Genomic DNA, 19,016 nt, shown 5'->3' with positions numbered 1-19,016 from the left:
CCTTTTCATCTTATTGAAACTTTCGGGCAGCTTTATAAAAACTGCCCGAAAATCAACACCTCTAAACACTTGGTACAAAGGCGACTTGCGGGATCGATAAGCCACGTGCAATAACAGGCTGTTGGTAAATTCGTGCTTCAGCCAAAGCGAATGCATTAAAATACTGTTCTAATAAAATTTCTTCCATATATGCCACCACATTCATGTGGCACACCACCACAATCGACTCGTATGGCAGCTTCGACAACCATTCCACTGCAACTGCGGCATCATCTTCAGGTTTAATCGCATCACAAAGTAACACAGGCACTTGTGGAAATTTGTGCTGTAAATAGATTAATGTTTCTTGCGCACGTAACAGCGGACTCACTACAAATAGGTCGGGCTGTATTTTACTTGCTACAAATTCTGCAGTTTGCTGCGCTTGAGCATGACCACGCGGGCTAAGCGGGCGCTTGGTGTCTTGCCCATGCACCGCAGGAATGGCTTCACCATGTCGAATTAACGTCAATTGCATTTCTATTCATCCAAATTTTATGTCAATAAAATTAATCGACTGCTTGCATTACCTTTTATAGGCTTTGTATTTCCCCTAAACCGCCTATCGTTTTATTCTGCCATAAAAAAAACAACACGAATTTATGTAGGAAATTGAATAACAAACAAAGGCATTGCTGCAAGAAATCTCATTAAATTAGTCTATTACTTTTATACCGCTTGATGTGGCAACACAAATTCAACATCACTACGATGTCCATTTTTCATTAAAGACAACGCAATATTCATCGGCGGTGCATTTTCAAAAATCACCTCATATAAAGCATTGGTGATTGGCATATAAACATTTAATTCTTGTGCACGTGTTCGCACTTGCACAATTGTGTTAATTCCTTCTGCGGTTTGTCCAAGTTCGGTCGTTGCTTGTGCAAGTGTCTTACCTTTGCCTAGCGCAAAACCCACCTGATAATTACGACTCAGAGGACTATTACAAGTGGCAAATAAATCGCCCACTCCAGACAAACCTAAGAATGTTAATGGATTTGCACCCAGTTCAACTGCAAAACGGCTCATTTCAGCCAAAGCACGAGTTAAAATCATGCTACGGGTATTTTCACCAATATTATGCGCGGCAGCCATGCCCATCGCCACTGCATAAATATTTTTAAGTGCGCCGCCAAGTTCAACGCCATGCACATCATCACTGGCAAAAACACGAAACAAAGCACTATGCAAAGCCTGTTGTACCGCAGCACGCACCAATTCGGAATGGCTTGCAATCACTGTTCCAGCAGGCATTCCCGCCATAATTTCTTTGGCTAAGTTTGGCCCAGACAACACCCCATACGGTACTTCGGGTAATTCTTGGCGAATAATTTCGCTCATAAAGCAAAAACTTTCAGCTTCGATCCCTTTGGTTAATGAAATAATGGCTTGCCCGCTAATAAAAGGCTTAATCTTTTGAATCACGCTGCGAAAAGAATGACTTGGAATAGTCACTAAAATTAAATCGCGTTCGCGTACTGCTTGCTCTAAATCGGATAAAACCACCAAACGTGGGTCTAACGGATAATCAGCCAAATATTTTTTATTCACATGTGTTTGGTTCATATCGGCTGCAACCGCAGCATCACGAATCCAAAGTTTAGTGTCGCAGCCATTGCGTGTTGCCAAGTTTGCAACTGCTGTACCAAAGCTTCCGCCACCAAGTACAGTAACACGCAGTGCTGTACTTTGGTCGGTATTAGAAGGTTTAACTAAATCGGCAAAGTTTAATTCTGACATAAATATTCTCGGTTATTGTTAGGCGTTTGACCATGTACTCACATAATCTTGCAGGTTCACGTCTGCACGTGCAGGTAGTTTTTTATCGGCAGTCCCAATATAGATAATGCCCGAAATTAAATCACGTGCACTTAAACCCAATGCGTGTTTTAAGGCTTCAGACTCTGCTACCGCACCTGTACGCCAAATGCTTGCAAAACCTTGACTTTGTAATGACAATAAGAAATTTTCAATGGCTGCACCACTACTCAGCAATTGCTCATAATGTGGTACTTTCGGATGATCCTGCAATACCGTTAAGGCCAAAACCAATAATGGCGCACGTAGCGGATGATTCTTTACACGTTCAACTTGAACGGCATCGATTTCGGTACACGCAAGTGAATTTGACAGTAATGTACCAAACTCAGCACGCACTTCGGTTGGCACAATCACAAAACGCGTTGGCTTTAAACGATGATGATCGGGCGCTGCCAAGGCGGCAGTAAATGCCAAATCTAATTGCTGCTGATTGGGTGCAGGGGCAACCAAATGTCCAACAGATTGACGCTGATTCATTGTGTTATGTATGCTGTCTACACACGTATTTGTCATAAAAAATTCATCTTTTTTAAAAGCTAACCTATTTCATTAGAGTAGCACACTCTAAAAAATGAACTCTATAGCATTCAACAAAATCATGCGATTTGAAACACGATTACTCAGATTTCTTTGGCAGTGCTTTCATCACTTTTAAAAAGCGCAAAAAAAATCTCAACTAAATAGTTGAGATTCTTTATTAAATCAGCAATTAACAATAACCATCTAAACGGGTTAATGGTAATTTTTGCCCAATCGCTTTTTCAATTTCAGGCAAAGAGAAGGCATCATCTTCAGATAAGAAGCTGATACTCACACCACGCACACCCGCGCGTCCCGTACGTCCAATCCGATGGACATAGTCATCCGACTGTTCAGGCAAGGTAAAATTAACAACATGCGAAACACCATCAACATGAATCCCACGCCCTGCCACATCGGTTGCAATCATGATGTTATTCACACCACTTTTGAATTGATCTAACATTTTTAAGCGTTTGTCTTGCGCAATTTCACCTGACAACATCACCACTTTATAACCATCACGTTTTAAGTGGTCATATAAATTTCGAACTTGATCACGGCGATTAGCAAAAATCATGACTTTTTCAATCGGCTCATTGGCTAAAACATCTTTGAGCAACTTATATTTGTCTTGCTTTGCAACCACATACACCCGTTGTTCAACATCGGCATTGGTTTTTTTCTCAGGTTCAATCTCAACCGTAACTGGCTCAAATAACCATTGACGAGCTAAATTTAAAACGTCGTAACTAAAAGTTGCAGAGAACATTAAAGTTTGGCGTTGTTCTTTCCGTGGCGAAAAACGGACAATTCGTTTCACCGATGGAATAAAGCCCATATCAAGCAAACGGTCAGCTTCATCAATGACCAAAAATTCAACTTGGTCTAACCAAACCTCTTTTTGCTCAACAAAATCAATTAAGCGCCCTGGTGTTGCCACAATAATGTCAACAAAGTTTTTGTCGAGTTGTTTGCGCTGTTTATCGAAGTCGACACCACCTAACAACGTCACTACATTTAAGCCACTGAATTTGGTTAGGAACTTAGCATCACTTTCAATTTGTAGTGCCAATTCACGCGTTGGCGCTAAAATAAGCGCACGTGGCTCACCGCGATAACGTTGCCCTTCAATTGGCTTATGTAATAAATCATTAATAATACTAATTAAAAAGGCTGCGGTCTTGCCCGTACCTGTTTGCGCACGTCCAATCGCATCATGCCCTGCAAGTGTAAATTTTAAAACCTTTTCTTGAATAGGAGTCATTGAGGTAAAACCAAGCGCATCAATGGCTTGCTTTAACTGCGGGTGTAAATTTAAGGTTTCAAAACCAGCTGGCATAGATGAGTTGCCCCATATCCACGTTAAAATAGGCGCTTATTATAAACAAAAATCTAAGCATACAAGGATTTATTTTTGCTTTTTTCAAGATCCAACCACTATAACCGCACACAATTGATCATGTTCTAAGACGATAATTTTTTTGATACCATTTAGATTATGTAGATTGCGTTAAATGACCTTGCTGCATCTGCCAAAGTTCATCGGCAAAGTAGTCGGCATCTTCGGTATCATGGCTAACCAAAATAATCGGCAACTGATTTTCTACAATCATTTTTTTGACCAAACGGCGCATATCTTGGCGTAAGTTTTGGTCTAAAGCAGAGAATGGCTCATCTAATAACAATAATTGCGGTTTGGCTGCCAAAGCTCGTGCCAAAGCCACACGTTGCTTTTGCCCGCCCGAAAGTGTATGAACATAACTTTCTCCCAAATGTGCTAAATCCACTTTTTCAAGCCAATCTTGAGCCAGCTGTTTTGCCTTTTGTTGGCGTAAGTCGAAAATTGATTTACGCTGTGCCAAAACCACATTTTGTGCAACAGTTAAATGTGGAAACAATGCAAACTCTTGAAATAAATATGAGATTTTTCGTTGTTTGACCGCAACGTTTTTTTTACGTGCAACATCACACCACAATTCGCCTTGAAAATAAATTTGCCCTGCATCAAGCTGAGTCAACCCAGCTAAAGCCTTTAAAAATTGGGTTTTACCTGAACCCGAAGCCCCCATAATCACCACTGCCGATGAATTAGAGCAAAATTGACTATTTAAGATTAACTGATCTTGCTGAGCATTGGCATATTTTAAAATATTGACATCGTATCGGGAAAAATCGGACATTAGAGTTTCCATTTTCGCTGATTTAACGTTTTGACTAGCATTAAAATACTAATGCACAACACCGAAATAATCGCAACCAAATAAGCCGCTTGCTGATTGTCACCTGCTTGTACCGCTTCCCAAATACTAATAGAGATGGTCTGGGTTTTCCCAGGGATACTGCCTGCAATCATCAAAGTTGCACCAAACTCCCCTAAACTGCGGGCAAAGCCAAGCAATAGACCTGCAATAACTGAATCCCACACCATAGGTAAAATCACAATCACTAAACTTTGCCAAAAATTTAAACCCATAATTTTACTGGCATCTAAAATATGCTGTGGGATTTGCTCAAAAGCTGCTTGAATGGGCTTTAAAACCAAAGGAAAGGTAACCAATGCCGCAGCAGCAATTGCACCATTTAAGCTAAACACCATTTGTATGCCAATTGAAGCAAGCCATTGCCCTAATGTGCTTTGACTACCAAAACACACCAACAAGTAATATCCCAACACCGTAGGCGGCAAAACCATAGGCAAGGTTAAGATACTCTCAAGCAAAGCAGTCAGCTTATTGCGCACACGAAAAAAAAATGCAGCAACTAACACCCCAAGCACAAAATTAAGCATGGTTGCAGCAATTGCGACTTTGAGTGACAACCACAGTGCAATCCAAACAGCATGAAATTGATTAAAATCCATTATGCAAAGATCTATTGAAAACCATATTGCGCTAAAATTTTTTGTCCTTCAGCGCTTTTTACATAGCGAATAAATTGCGCTGCCTCGGCACTTTGTTTGCTCGCCTTTGCAACCGCAATTGGATAACGAATTTCAGTCTCGGTTGGCACATTCAATAAAACTTTAACTTTGGTTTTTTGGCTTAAAACATCCGATGAAAAGACAAATCCGACCTGTGTTTCTCCCCGCGCAACATAGTCAAGTGCTTGGCGGACGTTTTGGGTATAAATCATCTTTGTTTGAACTACATTCCACACCCCTTGTTTTTGTAAACTGGCCTGAGCATAGCGACCCGCAGGCGTGTGTGCCGGATTGCCTAAGGCAATATGCTGAATTTGCGTTTGTTGTAAATCACCAAGTGATTTCAGCGTAATTTTATTGTCCATTGCGGTAATTAAAACTAAACGATTACGAGTAAAATCAGTTCGCGTTTGGTTTTGAATTAAAGCGGTTTTTTGCGCATCATTCATGGTTTGTTCATCTGCTGTTGCCAACACATCAATTGGCGCACCATAACGCAACTGTTGCAATAACGTTCCTGAAGATGCAAAAGTTAAGTTCACTTTAGTATTTGGATTTTTTTGCTCAAAGTTTCGTGCCATAACCTTAAATGCGTCCGTCAAACTTGCAGCAGCCGCTACTGTAATTTCAGCCGACCACGCATTGATTTGCAAAATACATAGCCCCAACCCCAACAATAACTGTTTTTTCATTGCATACTCGCCTATTTTAACTTTTGATTTAACAATAATAATGCACTGTGCTAATCGTTATACCTGATCTCATAAAATCTGACAAAGCATTTTGCATGGCATGGGCTTACAACAAATGTATAATATTTATTTAGGCAAATGAGCCGTTAACGTTTGTACATCATTCATATTAATAAACAACTGGTCATCCTCAAATGATACGGTCTGTGCATCTATCTGCTGTAACCACCTACGAATACTGTGTTTCGGTTCAGTCTGCAAATAATCTGCTAATTTCGGCAGCAAATAACGGCGAAATTGAAAAATCACAGGATGAATTTGCGTTTGCGTTTGCACATAAACTGCAGCAGCATGGTGTATTCGCAATTGTTGTGAAAGTTCATTAATTACATTTGCATTAATAAATGGCGAATCACAAGGTACAACCTGAATCATATCAATTTCGCTAGGAAACTGAAGTGCTGCACTATACACACCTGCCAGTGGCCCACAATTCTGCCATTGATCTAAATCTTGCCAAACATCAAGTTGTTTTTGTTGATACAGCTCAATCTCCTGATTGGCACTAATCGCAACATAAACACACTGCTCACGCAGCACATTAATAATCGGATCAATTAAGTGAATCTCACCAAATGGCATAAGTCCTTTGTTTTGATGACCCATCCGCCGCCCTTGTCCACCTGCAAGCACTAAACCACCCAATGCCATCTTTCTTCCATCTAGCAAATTCTCAGTATGGCTTATTATTCAATATAAAAACCAATTATTCCAATCTCACTATCAGTAGCGATCAATCAGACCTTGATCACCAATTGAACTAATGCGCAGAATTTAAACAATTGCGATAACTCTTGCCAGAGATTAAAAAAACAAGCTTATTACTATTCTTATGAAACGCATCAACTTGGCGTATATACAATTGTCTAATTGCTACTCAAATTTAGAATCCAATCGAAAATGAGAGTAGTGCCCAATAGTTCATCGCTAACTACAACCATCACAGAGTGTTTAATTCAGCAAATTGCACGAAAATGAGAAAATGCCCCTTAATCGCTTAAAAGCACACCAACCCAAATATAAATAAATGAAATTTAAGCATTTAATAGTAATAAAACCACCATATCAATTTTACACATGCTGAATATCAGTAAAAAGATGGCTCTTTTGCAAGAAATTTATTCATTTTATTCAGGTTTTACTAGTTCTAAAAGCACATAAGAGGTAACATATTGCGTCTTTAGAATTACTGTGATAGGACTTTCATGCGCGAGTATGCCGTTTTTACTTCTGAATCTGTAAGCGAAGGCCATCCAGATAAGATGGCTGACCAAATCAGCGATGCGATTTTGGACGCGATTTTAAAAGAAGATACTTATGCACGAGTTGCTTGTGAAACATTAGTAAAAACAGGTGCTGTTGTACTTGCAGGTGAAATCACCACAACCGCAAACGTTGATGTTGAAGCAATTGTGCGCCAAACTGTAAATGGGATTGGCTACCATCATTCAGACTTAGGTTTTGATGGTTCAACCTGTGCTGTCATTAATATGATTGGTAAGCAGTCTCCTGAAATTGCACAAGGTGTTGACCGCCAAAAACCTGAAGACCAAGGTGCTGGCGACCAAGGTTTAATGTTCGGTTATGCAAGCCGTGAAACTGATGTTTTAATGCCTGCTCCAATTTCATATGCACACCGCTTAATGGAGCGTCAAGCTGAATTACGTCGTTCAGGTGCTTTGCCTTGGTTGCGTCCAGACGCTAAAAGCCAAGTGACTTTTGCTTATGAAAATGGCATGCCTGTTCGTTTGGATGCTGTAGTTTTATCCACTCAACATGACCCTGACATTAGTCAATCTCAGCTTAAAGAAGCAGTGATTGAAGAAATTATTAAGCCTGTTATTCCAAGCGACATGTTCCACGCAGCAACCAAATTTCATATCAACCCAACTGGAATGTTTGTAATTGGCGGCCCTGTGGGTGACTGTGGCTTAACAGGTCGTAAAATTATTGTCGACACTTACGGCGGTATGGCACGTCATGGTGGCGGTGCATTCTCTGGTAAAGATCCTTCAAAAGTAGACCGTTCAGCAGCTTATGCAGGTCGTTATGTTGCAAAAAACATTGTTGCAGCAGGTCTTGCCGATAAATGTGAAATTCAAGTCAGTTACGCCATTGGTGTTGCAGAGCCAACCTCTATTTCAATTAATACCTTTAACACAGGTAAAATTGACGATGAGTTAATTATTGCTTTGGTACGTGAACATTTTGACTTACGTCCATTTGGTATTACACGCATGTTAAATCTTTTACAACCAATGTATAAGCAAACTGCGGCTTATGGTCACTTTGGTCGTGAAGGCTCAGACACCGCATTTACATGGGAAAAAACCGACAAGGTTGAAGCACTACGCCAATCTAGTGGACTATAATTTTTCCGACTCGAAGAGCCTGCATTTTGCAGGCTTTTTTTAATGTGACAATAACGATTTTCCTGTTTGCAACACCTGTTGCATTACTCCCTGAGGCGAAGGTGTCATTTGCTCGGGGCTAAAATAAAGTTTTCCAACCATAATTGCAATTGCAACCAACAAGCACGCCACAATACAAAAAAACCAAAAACCAAATGGGCTACGAATAGTATGTGAACCACAATTCGGACAGGATTTTTCAGTTGCAGATACGATTTGATCACAGCAAGCACAACGATATTGATACATTATGGTGGCCTCCTGTTTCACTCTTGTCATTTTTATAGCTTTTAGATTAAAAACTGAAGGTAATTTCGTCAATAATTTTTTTTGAAATTTTGCATTCATAACTCTTATTTTTGTTAAAATTTGCCTCTCAATTCAAATTTAGACTGTTCTATGGAAAAATTAATTGTAAAAGGCGGTTTTCGTGAACGTGCTAATCGCTATAAAAAGTATCAACATTCAGAAAACCAGCAAACCAGCTTACAACAACATGGTTATGCTCAAACATCTAAAAATGCTACAGCAACAACAGAAAGTGTAAACACCGCGACCAAACCACAAACATAAAAAACAGAATCATATGATTCTGTTCTTTCACACCCTTAATTTTTCTTCACATCTTTAAATTCAATTTTTTCACGGTTTGGCTGCACTTCTCGTGCTTCACCTTCAATAATGTCTGAATCGTTGGCACTGGTCTGTTGGCCTTGCATTTGACGCATAAGGTCTTCAAATGGGTTCTGACCGCCAAAATTTGCGCCCCCCATCCCCATGCCGCCCATCATTTTACCCATCATCGCTTGTTGGCGTTTTGCCAAAGCCGACATAAGCGCAGCAACAACCATTTTTTGCACCGGTGGCAATAAAATTAACACCGCAATCACATCTGAAATTAAACCTGGGATAATCAGTAAAATACCCGCAATCGCCAAAGCAATTTTCTGTGTTACTGTTTTATCTGCCGACAATTGTCCAGTCATTTGCATTTGTTGCAATTGCGGCATAATGGTTGCTGTACTTGAACGTAATAGTTTAAAACCAATCACAGCAGCAAGAATAAACCAGAAAAACACATACCATCCACTAATGAATTGAGCCACGCCAATCCATACAGCAATTTCAAGTATTGCGCCTATGACAACCATTAATACGACATTCATGAAAAATCATCTATCCTTTAATTTAAAATGATATGTATAACTTTTATTCTAGCAAATAATTATACATAAAAAGATTAATAAGGGCATTTTTAAGCTTTTAAAGGTGTATTGGCTGAATTTATCATTTTTTATACATGTATTGTTGCGGTATTGGGGTCTGTTGATACTTTTTGTTCAAAAAATAGCGAAAGATTAAAATCAAAGTGCCAAACTCAATTTTACCATTCGCTATACTTCATACAATTCCGAGAACTCAACACGAGTCAAACTTAATCACTATTTTCCATATTTTTAGAATTTATCGATTTTGTTGCACGAAGCGGATGTTGTATTTTTCATAAAAGCGTCTTTAGCGATAAAATTTACGTACGCACCAGAAGCATTTGCTTATTTTAGACAATGCAATCACTCTTCAAGGAAGTAGAGATCCAAAAGTTAGTTAAAAAACATCAAATATGGATTGTATATTTACCTAGGTATAGCCCCAACATGAATCCGATTAAAAAGACTTGCTTTGTTTTAAAACACAAACTAGGAGATATTGTCAGCAAAGACGCTGAAACGGTACAGGAAAACACTGGATAGTGCTTTTGTAGTAAACTTTTTAGATATGGATATATCTTACATTTGCTAGAACTAGCTGAAATTCATTTGTAAAGCATTTATGGAAGTTAGCCACATAGAAAATTAAATATTTTTAAAAACAACATTTTTATAATCGTATAATTCTTGTAAAATGCACTTAGACTCGCTTATAGACCTTTTATTTATTCAATACCTGAGAAAAACTACTTTATTCACCTTACAAATGATATCTGGTAACACAATAAGGTTTAACAAAAGCATTCTATTCATGATGAATAGATATAAATGACAGAGGATATATGTTTCTAATCAAAACAACTTTACTTAAAGGTTTTTTAAAAATATGCTTAGTAGGTTTAGTTGTTTTTCTTCTTGCTAGTATCAGTATTCTTTCTCGCCCTTTAAACTTATTCGCATCCATTTGGTTACCGAATGCTTTTTTCATTGGTTATTTTATTTTCATTAGTAATATCAAGAGAATTATTATACTTTTTCCAGTGCTTTTTCTTGGATTTTTCTTTGCAGATTGGACACTTACTTCAGAATCCCCTATATTAATATTACACCTTACCATTACCAATTTAATTTCAATTTATATAAGCAGTATTTTTATTACTTTAAGATGTAAAAATATTTTGAGTATAGATGAAATACCATACTTTTATATGATTCTTATATTTGGTGCAACACTATGTTCAGGTTATGCTTTTATTTTTGCACAGCCATTCATGGTAGAGGATTTTAAAAACAAAGATATTTTATTTTTTTTATATTGGTTGACTGGAGAGTGTCTTAATTATTCTATCTTTATTATTTTCTTTTACAGCATTATATCAACCATCCATAAAAAACAATTTAAATATAAAATCAAAAAATTAAAACCTTTGGTTTCACTTACTTTCTCAACAATATTAGCAATAAAATTCACTGGCATTGCTTCTATTGCATTTATTTTACCTGCTATTATTTGGTGTGCTTTAAGTTACCCAATGACGATTTTATCTCTTTTAATCGTAATTTCTTTTGGAACTCAATATTACTATGGCCTTGTATTCCTAGAAAAAATTCCAAATTTCTCCAAATTTCCGTTTGAACTTGATCAAAGAATAAGCTTGCAAATCGGAACAACTCTGGCCACATTAGTACCGATCATTATTAATATTTTAGTTAGAAATCAGAGATATTTAATTAAAAAATTCAAATTAAGTGCACAAAAAGATTATTTAACAAATATTTATAATCGTCGTGGTTTTCTTGAATTAATTAACAAAGAAAATAAAATAGAAAAGTGCGCACTACTCATTATAGATATTGATTTTTTTAAAAAAATTAACGATACATATGGGCATGATATTGGTGATAATATTATTATACACACCTGTAAATTAATATCAGATACTCTACCTAAAAATACTTTTTTTTGTCGTTATGGAGGTGAAGAATTTATGGTTTTATACAAAAATACCACCAAAAAAGATACAATTCAATTAGCAGAAAACATTCGAATTAATATTGAGAAAAACCATTATATCATTTCCAACAAAAATACTTTAAATATTACAGTAAGTATCGGCCTGAGCTATTTGGAATATTTTAAAACGAACGAATATGTAAATTTTTTCAACAAATCAGATCAGGCCCTATATATAGCAAAAAAAAATGGTCGCAATAGAACCTTCTTCATGTAAGTAATTTAATAAGGCTTTGTTGCATAAAGATTTTAAAGATAAATTTTTTCGAAGTTGCTCGAATTTAAGTGATAACTTGAGTCTTGGGTCGGCCTAATTCAGTAAATATATCTAATACTGCCACACGCGCATGAATTTCATTGACCTGACTTTCAAACTTCATCGCACATAGTTTATCGCCTAATAATTTAATTTGATCTAACGAATCACAAACTAATTGTGAATCACCCACGTTTTTGTAGTCAGTTTCTTTAAGAACAGTTTTGTGTAACAAAGACATACCACCTATACTAACCAAAATTTAATTTTTACAAGTTGTTTGTTATGTCACTTATTATTGGAATCGACCCGGGTTCTAGACTTACAGGTTACGGTATTATTGAAAAACAAGGTAATCTTTTACGTTTTGTCGATGCAGGAACGATTCGCACCGAGAGCCAAGATATGCCTGAACGATTAAAACGCATTTTTGCAGGCGTTGAACGGATTGTAAAATTTCACGGGCCAACAGAAGCAGCGGTTGAACAAGTATTTATGGCACAAAACCCTGACTCTGCCTTAAAGCTTGGACAAGCACGCGGTGCAGCTATTGCCGCTTTGGTGAATTTAGATTTACAAGTGGCTGAATATACTGCACGACAAATTAAACAATCGGTTGTGGGTTACGGCGCAGCAGAAAAAGAACAAGTGCAAATGATGGTGGTAGAATTACTTAAACTGGAAATTTGCCCTCAAGCAGATGCGGCAGATGCATTGGCTGCTGCCATTTGCCATGCGCATGCTTCTGGCAGCATGAGCAAAATGGCTGTACTTAATGCTTTAGGTGGCATGGCACGTGGGCGCAGCCGTTATAGTACACGTCGTCGATAATTGCTTTAAGTTGCAGATGCTGCACACGCATTGATGATTTGGTAAATTGCTTGTGGCATATGAAATGCTTGAATCCCACGCATTCCCTGCTGCGCCAGTAAATCACCTGCTTGCGCATGCAGGCTAACAATTTCATGCAGTGCAATTTTTTCATGGAATTGGGCTTTTAATCCAACAATCATACCTGCTAATGTATCACCCATCCCCGCTGTTCCCATGCCAGCATTGCCTGCGGTACACACCCAAAGCTGCTGCTGTTCTAAGCTTAAACAACCCGAACCTTTAAGCACCCACTGCCCTGAAAATTTATTTGCCAATGCGTAAATTGCCGCAATGCGATCTTGCTCAATATCAACACTTTTGCATGCCAATAATCGAGCAGCTTCTCCTGAATGTGGCGTTAAGTAGGTGGTAGAGGATAATTGCATGGAACGCTCTGCCAAAAACCAGAGTGCATCTGCATCTAAAACCACTTCTAAATGAGTTTGTTGCAATAGCGCAGGCATCCAGCGATCAAATATTTGTTGCGACCAATGCTCTCGCCCTAATCCCACCCCAAAACAAACGGCATCCACATTTGCTAACATGGCATGAACTTGTTCGGTGCTCAAATATTCGATATTGCGTAACATCACATTAGGCGCGCGTGCCAATATTGCGGTGTGATGATTTGGATGACAAACCACAGTCACCTTACCTGCACCAACCGCAAAAGCGGCTTCTGCTGCCATCATCACCGCACCACCCATATCGGCATGTCCACCCACCACCAATACGTGACCATGATGGCCTTTGTGCTCAAATGCCTGCCAAGTAGGTAATTCAATATGATTTGGAGATAACTGCGCCAGTGATTTTAATTGGGCATCTGGTGGAATTAATGCAATACACTGAACTTGCCCCGAAAACTGTTTAGCTTGCCCAGTAAACAATCCCATTTTATATGCCAATGCAGTTAAGGTCAGATCTGCCTGAATTGCACAAGGTAATGCTTGCCCTGTATTTGCATCTAAACCGCTCGGAATATCTACACTTATTTTTAATCCATGTGCTTGATTAAATTGTTGAATCACCAGTTGCCAAGTTTGATTTAATTCCCGATTTAAACCAACCCCAAACAAAGCATCAATATGTACATCGTACTGCTCGGTCACATTAAAATGCGTATAAAGATGTGTTATTTTATCTTGCGCATAATCAAATGCCTGTTGTAATTCGACCGAATTTCCACGCGTCGTTGCATATACATCCACCCAATAGCCATGCTGGGCTAAATATGCTGCGACAAAATAACCATCAGCTGCATTGTTGCCACAACCACACCAAACCGCAATACGAGTTACAGGCTGTGGCTGCTTAGAAAAATAATCGAGCAAGTACAAATAACTTTGCCATGCAAACTGCTGTATTAAACCCAATGCGCTATTATTCTGAGCAATCCAGCGTTGCGCCCATGCTTGAACTTCACGACTATGGTACACTTTCGCCTGCATGTTTATTCTCCGTTTTTGTTATGTCATCCACCATACCACTTCAGCAATTTGACCCACAACAACTAAAAGCATGGATTAAAGCTGAAGCCTTGGCTTTAGGTTTTGCAGATTGTGTGATTGCAAAGCCTGCATCGCAAGCCAAAGAAATGCCAAGATTTTTGGATTATTTAGAAAAAGGCTACCATGCCGATATGGACTATCTAACCGAAAATTTAGACAAACGCGAAAATCCTGAATTACTTGTACCCGGTACTAAAAGCATTATTTGCGTACGCATGAATTATTTGGTTGATTCTCCCAAACCTCGCCATATACCTTATGTTCCAAACAGCGCGATTATCGCCCGTTATGCCCGTGGACGGGATTATCATAAAGTGATGCGTGGTCGCCTTAAAACCTTAGCGCAAAAAATTCGTGAGCATGTTGGGGAATTTGAGTCGCGCCCTTTTGCTGATTCTGCACCGATCTTTGAAAAAGCCATTCATGAAAGTGCGGGCATGGGTTGGACAGGCAAACATACGCTTCTCATTCAAAAAAAATCAGGCTCATTTTTTGTATTGGGCGAGTTGTTTACTTCGCTCGACTTGCCTGAAGATACCGCCACCACTGCCCACTGCGGCTCATGTTCAGCCTGCATCGACATTTGCCCAACTCAAGCGATTGTAAAGCCCTATGTCTTAAATGCAAGACGTTGCATTGCTTATTTAACCATCGAATATAAAGGTATTATTGCAGAAGAATTTCGTGCAGCAATTGGCAATCGTATTTTTGGTTGCGATGACTGCCAACTCATTTGCCCTTGGAACAGTTTTGCCAAAATCACCCCGATTGAAGATTTTCATCCACGTCACGGCTTAGATCAACTGTCTTTGCTTGAGTTATGGCAGTGGGATGAAACCACTTTTTTACGCTGCACTGAAGGCAGCCCTATTCGGCGCACAGGCTTTCAAAGTTTTAAACGTAATATTGCCATTGGACTTGGCAATGCCCCTTTTTCAGCCGAGATTATGGATGCACTCGAAAATGGAAAATCTCTGCACGACGAAATTGTAAATGTGCATATTGACTGGGCAATTACGCAACAACTTCAGCGAAAATTTAATTAAACTTACACGTTCATTTATCGACTACGTAGTTAAAAACTGGCTTATTTGAGAAAAATAGCAGATAAAAGCTAAATTTTTAGGGATAAATGAGTCAATTTTGCAAGTATTTGGATTTTTCAAGCTCAAAACATAGAAATGACTAAAAATATAAATTTGTTAAAATTTTGGAAAGTTTTGCCTTAGCATTTTGTGCTAAACACGTTACCATTTACAAAATTTATTTGATGTGCGATAGGGCAATTATGCAGCTAAGAAACGACTGGACTCGTGAAGAAATCCAAAAGCTATATGAACAACCTTTCTTAGATTTGGTATTTGAAGCTCAACGCGTACATCGTGAAGTCTTCACTGCCAACACCATTCAAGTCAGCACTTTACTATCAATCAAAACTGGTAAATGCCCTGAAGACTGTAAATATTGCTCACAATCTGCACGCTATGACTCAAAATTAGAAGCAGAAAAACGCATCGCAGTTGAAAAAGTCATTAGCGAAGCCAAAGATGCCAAAGAAGCAGGTTCTTCACGCTTTTGCATGGGTGCTGCATGGCGTAACCCACATGAACGTGACATGCCTTATGTGCTTGAAATGGTCAAAGAAGTAAAAGCTTTAGGCTTAGAAACTTGTATGACGCTTGGCATGCTCAATCAATCTCAAGCAGAACGTTTACACGAAGCTGGGCTTGATTATTACAACCATAACTTAGACACCTCTCGCGAATACTATAACAACATCATTAGCACCCGTACCTTTGATGACCGCTTAAATACTTTAGACCATGTGCGTAATGCAGGTTTAAAAGTCTGTAGTGGTGGTATTGTTGGCTTAGGCGAACAAAAGCAAGACCGTATTGGTTTATTGTTTGAATTGGCAACACTGCCAATCCATCCTGAATCTGTGCCAATCAACATGCTGGTTCCAATTGAAGGCACACCATTAGCCGACGTTGAAAAACTTGATGTTACTGAATGGATTCGCACGATTGCCGTGGCACGTATTATTATGCCAAAAAGTTATATTCGTCTTTCAGCAGGTCGTGAGTCATTGTCTGATAACGATCAAGCCATGGCATTTATGGCAGGTGCAAACTCATTATTCTCGGGTGAAAAGTTGTTAACCACACCAAATGCAGGCGAAGGCCGTGATAAAGTCTTGTTTAATAAGCTCGGCTTAACTGCAGAAAAACCAAAGCTTAGTGCAGCTGAACTCTCAGTTGATGCAATGTCGGCATAAAAAATTATTTATATAAAAAAGCGTCTATTGATATAGGCGCTTTTTTATTTTCCTGTTTTAAACCAGAAAAAAATAGTTGACTTGAAAAGGTGAAATCACAGCGATGTCACTAAAATTCCATAACGTGCATTTAAAAATTGCCCTGCCCGAATAATATCTGTACCTGCAGCATGGATCACGGTTAATTCTTGGGTAAGCACATCAAATCTAAGTTCATCAAAACAATCTTGATGTTGCAATAACCATGTAATCGTATCTTGAAAATTATCATCGACTACATACGTTTCAGTGCTAAAATTTTTCATTGCATTCACTCTATACTACACGCCGACAGAATAAATATTATATAAATATCTGTTATTAAATACAGTAGTACTCAACTCATCAGATAAAACATGCTTTAATCCTTTATATTCAATCAAAAATAGGACTTGAATAATGAAAAAGTTATTCCTTCTTACAATTGCTTTAACCTATAGTTTTAGTGCCTGGGCTTCACCAAATTGTGAGAAACTTGCAATAATCGCAACATCAAATGCATCGAATTATGGTGATACTACAACAGCACATATACAAGGCAAGAAAAATACAAGAATATATTTCTATTCAGCACCATCAGAGCAATGCAAATCACAAATTTTCATTATTCCAAATGACAAAATAACAATACTTCAAGATATTTTGTCAAATGGTGTAATGTGGTCTTATGTTTCTTATACAAGTAAAAATGATCTACCTCAAATTACGCAAGGTTGGATAAAGAAATTCTACATCGGCGAAATGACGTTTAACTGACTCAAAATTTATATCAATTACTTGTGAAATATTATAATTGCACCACGCAACAAAAAGGCTCTATCCCTTACAGAATAAAGCCTTTAAGTAATGTTTCGTTATTGCACGTTTTTGCTAATATATTGCCATATGATAGCGATATATTAATGGTATAAGCCCATGTTTATAAAAGGTTATTTATTTTAATGGGATTTTCAACCTCCCATTTAACCTCCCAATGTTTTAAAAAACCATTTTTTGACTGTTACAAAACTACTTTTTCAAGTCCCGATAAAAGCTTTCATGGCTACTAAAATTATAAGGTGTGGTATTGCCTGCCTTCACCTGCTCCATGCTTAAAAGTATGTCTGTGATGTTGAAAAGTTAAATCAGGGTTATCCTGTGCAATTTTGTCAATTCTTGCCAAGTATTCGGCTTGCTCATTGGGTGTAATCATTAAATGAGTTGTCCTCACTGGTTAATAGCTGCAACAATTTAGGATTCAAAAATAACTTTTCTTTACCTACATTCATTTCTTCCAGTACACCAATTTCAACCAACCGTTTTAAGTAAGTCGATGCTGCTTGTCGTTTTGCCACGCCTTTATCGACCAAGTTAGAAATGCGGCTATAAGGTTGCTCAAAAATCACATCAACCAATTCCCTAGAATAGATTTTCTCGGCATGGGTCTTGATGTACTCAATTGTATGTTCTTGTAATTGGCGAATGCTGTTGATTTTGGCAATCGTCCATTCACTGGTGTTCTTCACCGCCTGCAACATGAATAAAATCCATTCTTGCCAATTGCCTTGTGTGGTTACGTTTAATAGCAATTCGTAGTATTTCGCCTTATTCAAGATAATAAAGCGACTGAGGTACAAAATAGGCAAAGTAAGAAGCTTGGCATCCATCAGGTAGAGAATATTTAGAATACGCCCTGTACGTCCGTTGCCATCAATAAAAGGGTGGATAGCTTCAAATTGATAATGAGCAATCGCCATCTTTATCAGTGGGTCTATATCTTCATCGTAATGCAAAAAGGTTTCCCAGTTTGCCAATAAGCCACGAATGACATCCTCACCCACTGGTGGCGTGTATATCACTTCATTGGTGTAGCTGTTTTTTAATGCTGTGCCTGTGGTTGCACGAATGCCTAAATCTACCCCTTTGATGGTTTGGCATATTTCAATGGCTGTGCCTGTACTTAAAGGGCGTTGTTGAATTGCATTTACACCTTGATATAACGCCGTGCGATAACGTAGTGCTTCTTTTGTAGCATGGTCGGCCTGTTCTTCGTTGCCCTGTGCATGTTGAAATAGCTTGTCTGTCGTGGTGACAATATTTTCAATTTCCGAACTGTCTTTTGCTTCAAGTAAAGGAATGATATTGATTAAAATGGTTTGGTTAGGAATTAACTCCCCTGCCTGCTTCAATTCAGCCAATGCAGAACGTGCTTCAATACAGGCTTTTAATACTGTTTTGCTTTCCACATCCTGAGATGGAGGCAAACTAGGCAGATTATTATATGGTTCGCTTGCTTTCCATGAAGTCATGTTTATAAATCACTAAAATATCGACATGACAATGATGATATGTCGATAGCGTAAACATGAGAAGCCCCTCATGTCGATTTT

At 38.4% G+C, this 19,016-nt stretch carries 21 protein-coding genes and 1 pseudogene; 8 read left to right on the top strand and 14 right to left on the bottom strand.

The window, feature by feature from the left end; all coding sequences use genetic code 11:
- Window positions 1–61: 61 nt before the first annotated feature.
- The 8 genes from FXN70_RS01370 to mobA all read right to left on the bottom strand — a co-directional run bounded on the left by FXN70_RS01370 (window position 62) and on the right by mobA (window position 6,708).
- Window positions 62–517 (bottom strand): phosphoglycerate mutase family protein, encoded by a 456-nt coding sequence (locus tag FXN70_RS01370; RefSeq protein ID WP_324645622.1) that lies wholly within the window; start codon window positions 515–517, stop codon window positions 62–64.
- A gap of 191 nt (window positions 518–708) precedes the next feature.
- Window positions 709–1,782, bottom strand: coding sequence for an NAD(P)H-dependent glycerol-3-phosphate dehydrogenase (locus tag FXN70_RS01365; RefSeq protein WP_324645621.1), 1,074 nt, complete (start codon window positions 1,780–1,782; stop codon window positions 709–711).
- 18 nt (window positions 1,783–1,800) lie between these two features.
- Window positions 1,801–2,376, bottom strand: a complete 576-nt coding sequence (locus FXN70_RS01360; protein ID WP_324645620.1) for a nitroreductase — start codon at window positions 2,374–2,376, stop codon at window positions 1,801–1,803.
- A 196-nt stretch (window positions 2,377–2,572) separates the two neighbouring features.
- A complete protein-coding gene (gene rhlB, locus FXN70_RS01355) occupies window positions 2,573–3,724 on the bottom strand; it encodes an ATP-dependent RNA helicase RhlB (protein ID WP_324645619.1) in 1,152 nt (383 codons plus the stop codon).
- A 157-nt stretch (window positions 3,725–3,881) separates the two neighbouring features.
- Complete coding sequence (locus tag FXN70_RS01350) at window positions 3,882–4,565, bottom strand: ATP-binding cassette domain-containing protein (protein ID WP_324645618.1); 684 nt, start codon at window positions 4,563–4,565, stop codon at window positions 3,882–3,884.
- Entirely contained in the window at window positions 4,565–5,245 is a 681-nt protein-coding gene (gene modB / locus FXN70_RS01345) for a molybdate ABC transporter permease subunit (protein WP_324645617.1), read from the bottom strand. The genes FXN70_RS01350 and modB overlap by 1 nt, the downstream gene beginning before the upstream one ends.
- A gap of 11 nt (window positions 5,246–5,256) precedes the next feature.
- Window positions 5,257–5,997 (bottom strand): molybdate ABC transporter substrate-binding protein, encoded by a 741-nt coding sequence (modA, locus tag FXN70_RS01340; protein ID WP_324645616.1) that lies wholly within the window; start codon window positions 5,995–5,997, stop codon window positions 5,257–5,259.
- Between the two features lie 126 nt (window positions 5,998–6,123).
- Entirely contained in the window at window positions 6,124–6,708 is a 585-nt protein-coding gene (mobA, locus tag FXN70_RS01335) for a molybdenum cofactor guanylyltransferase (RefSeq protein WP_324645615.1), read from the bottom strand.
- Window positions 6,709–7,262: 554 nt separating this feature from the next.
- Here mobA and metK point away from each other — a divergent pair.
- The gene (metK, locus tag FXN70_RS01330; RefSeq protein ID WP_324645614.1) at window positions 7,263–8,429 is read left to right on the top strand and encodes a methionine adenosyltransferase; all 1,167 of its coding nucleotides are present in this window, start codon (window positions 7,263–7,265) and stop codon (window positions 8,427–8,429) included.
- Between the two features lie 39 nt (window positions 8,430–8,468).
- Here metK and FXN70_RS01325 read toward each other — a convergent pair whose 3' ends face one another.
- A complete protein-coding gene (locus FXN70_RS01325; protein ID WP_324646046.1) occupies window positions 8,469–8,720 on the bottom strand; it encodes a hypothetical protein in 252 nt (83 codons plus the stop codon).
- A 147-nt stretch (window positions 8,721–8,867) separates the two neighbouring features.
- Between FXN70_RS01325 and FXN70_RS01320 the strand changes: the two genes are divergently transcribed.
- On the top strand, window positions 8,868–9,041 hold the full coding sequence (locus FXN70_RS01320) for a hypothetical protein (RefSeq protein ID WP_324645613.1): 174 nt from the start codon (window positions 8,868–8,870) through the stop codon (window positions 9,039–9,041).
- 35 nt (window positions 9,042–9,076) lie between these two features.
- Here the strand turns inward: FXN70_RS01320 and FXN70_RS01315 are convergent, their stop codons facing one another.
- A complete protein-coding gene (locus tag FXN70_RS01315) occupies window positions 9,077–9,634 on the bottom strand; it encodes an FxsA family protein (RefSeq protein WP_324645612.1) in 558 nt (185 codons plus the stop codon).
- A gap of 399 nt (window positions 9,635–10,033) precedes the next feature.
- Between FXN70_RS01315 and FXN70_RS11965 the strand changes: the two genes are divergently transcribed.
- Both FXN70_RS11965 and FXN70_RS01310 read left to right on the top strand, forming a co-directional pair.
- Window positions 10,034–10,219, top strand: a complete 186-nt coding sequence (locus FXN70_RS11965) for a transposase (RefSeq protein ID WP_420714347.1) — start codon at window positions 10,034–10,036, stop codon at window positions 10,217–10,219.
- Window positions 10,220–10,518: 299 nt separating this feature from the next.
- The gene (locus FXN70_RS01310; RefSeq protein ID WP_324645611.1) at window positions 10,519–11,907 is read left to right on the top strand and encodes a GGDEF domain-containing protein; all 1,389 of its coding nucleotides are present in this window, start codon (window positions 10,519–10,521) and stop codon (window positions 11,905–11,907) included.
- 64 nt (window positions 11,908–11,971) lie between these two features.
- Here FXN70_RS01310 and FXN70_RS01305 read toward each other — a convergent pair.
- A pseudogene (locus FXN70_RS01305) lies at window positions 11,972–12,103 on the bottom strand (IS5/IS1182 family transposase); the annotation flags it as partial.
- A 128-nt stretch (window positions 12,104–12,231) separates the two neighbouring features.
- Here FXN70_RS01305 and ruvC point away from each other — a divergent pair.
- Window positions 12,232–12,777, top strand: coding sequence for a crossover junction endodeoxyribonuclease RuvC (gene ruvC / locus FXN70_RS01300; RefSeq protein WP_324645610.1), 546 nt, complete (start codon window positions 12,232–12,234; stop codon window positions 12,775–12,777).
- A gap of 5 nt (window positions 12,778–12,782) precedes the next feature.
- Here ruvC and FXN70_RS01295 read toward each other — a convergent pair whose 3' ends face one another.
- On the bottom strand, window positions 12,783–14,270 hold the full coding sequence (locus FXN70_RS01295; protein ID WP_324645609.1) for an NAD(P)H-hydrate dehydratase: 1,488 nt from the start codon (window positions 14,268–14,270) through the stop codon (window positions 12,783–12,785).
- Between the two features lie 20 nt (window positions 14,271–14,290).
- Between FXN70_RS01295 and queG the strand changes: the two genes are divergently transcribed.
- On the top strand, window positions 14,291–15,376 hold the full coding sequence (gene queG / locus FXN70_RS01290; protein ID WP_324645608.1) for a tRNA epoxyqueuosine(34) reductase QueG: 1,086 nt from the start codon (window positions 14,291–14,293) through the stop codon (window positions 15,374–15,376).
- Window positions 15,377–15,618: 242 nt separating this feature from the next.
- A complete protein-coding gene (gene bioB / locus FXN70_RS01285; RefSeq protein ID WP_324645607.1) occupies window positions 15,619–16,608 on the top strand; it encodes a biotin synthase BioB in 990 nt (329 codons plus the stop codon).
- A gap of 95 nt (window positions 16,609–16,703) precedes the next feature.
- On the opposite strand, the gene FXN70_RS01280 is transcribed toward bioB, so the two are convergent.
- On the bottom strand, window positions 16,704–16,913 hold the full coding sequence (locus FXN70_RS01280) for a hypothetical protein (RefSeq protein WP_324645606.1): 210 nt from the start codon (window positions 16,911–16,913) through the stop codon (window positions 16,704–16,706).
- Between the two features lie 133 nt (window positions 16,914–17,046).
- Here FXN70_RS01280 and FXN70_RS01275 point away from each other — a divergent pair, with 133 nt between their 5' ends.
- The gene (locus FXN70_RS01275) at window positions 17,047–17,403 is read left to right on the top strand and encodes a hypothetical protein (RefSeq protein WP_324645605.1); all 357 of its coding nucleotides are present in this window, start codon (window positions 17,047–17,049) and stop codon (window positions 17,401–17,403) included.
- Window positions 17,404–17,822: 419 nt separating this feature from the next.
- On the opposite strand, the gene fic is transcribed toward FXN70_RS01275, so the two are convergent.
- Complete coding sequence (fic, locus tag FXN70_RS01270) at window positions 17,823–18,935, bottom strand: protein adenylyltransferase Fic (protein WP_324645604.1); 1,113 nt, start codon at window positions 18,933–18,935, stop codon at window positions 17,823–17,825.
- Window positions 18,936–19,016 lie beyond the last annotated feature (81 nt).

The organism is Acinetobacter sp. MD2 (assembly GCF_035615575.1).
In the GTDB taxonomy this organism is placed as follows: Bacteria; Pseudomonadota; Gammaproteobacteria; order Pseudomonadales; family Moraxellaceae; genus Acinetobacter.
Note: the sequence above shows the minus strand (reverse complement) of the source record. Positions and strands in the feature narration are given on the sequence as shown.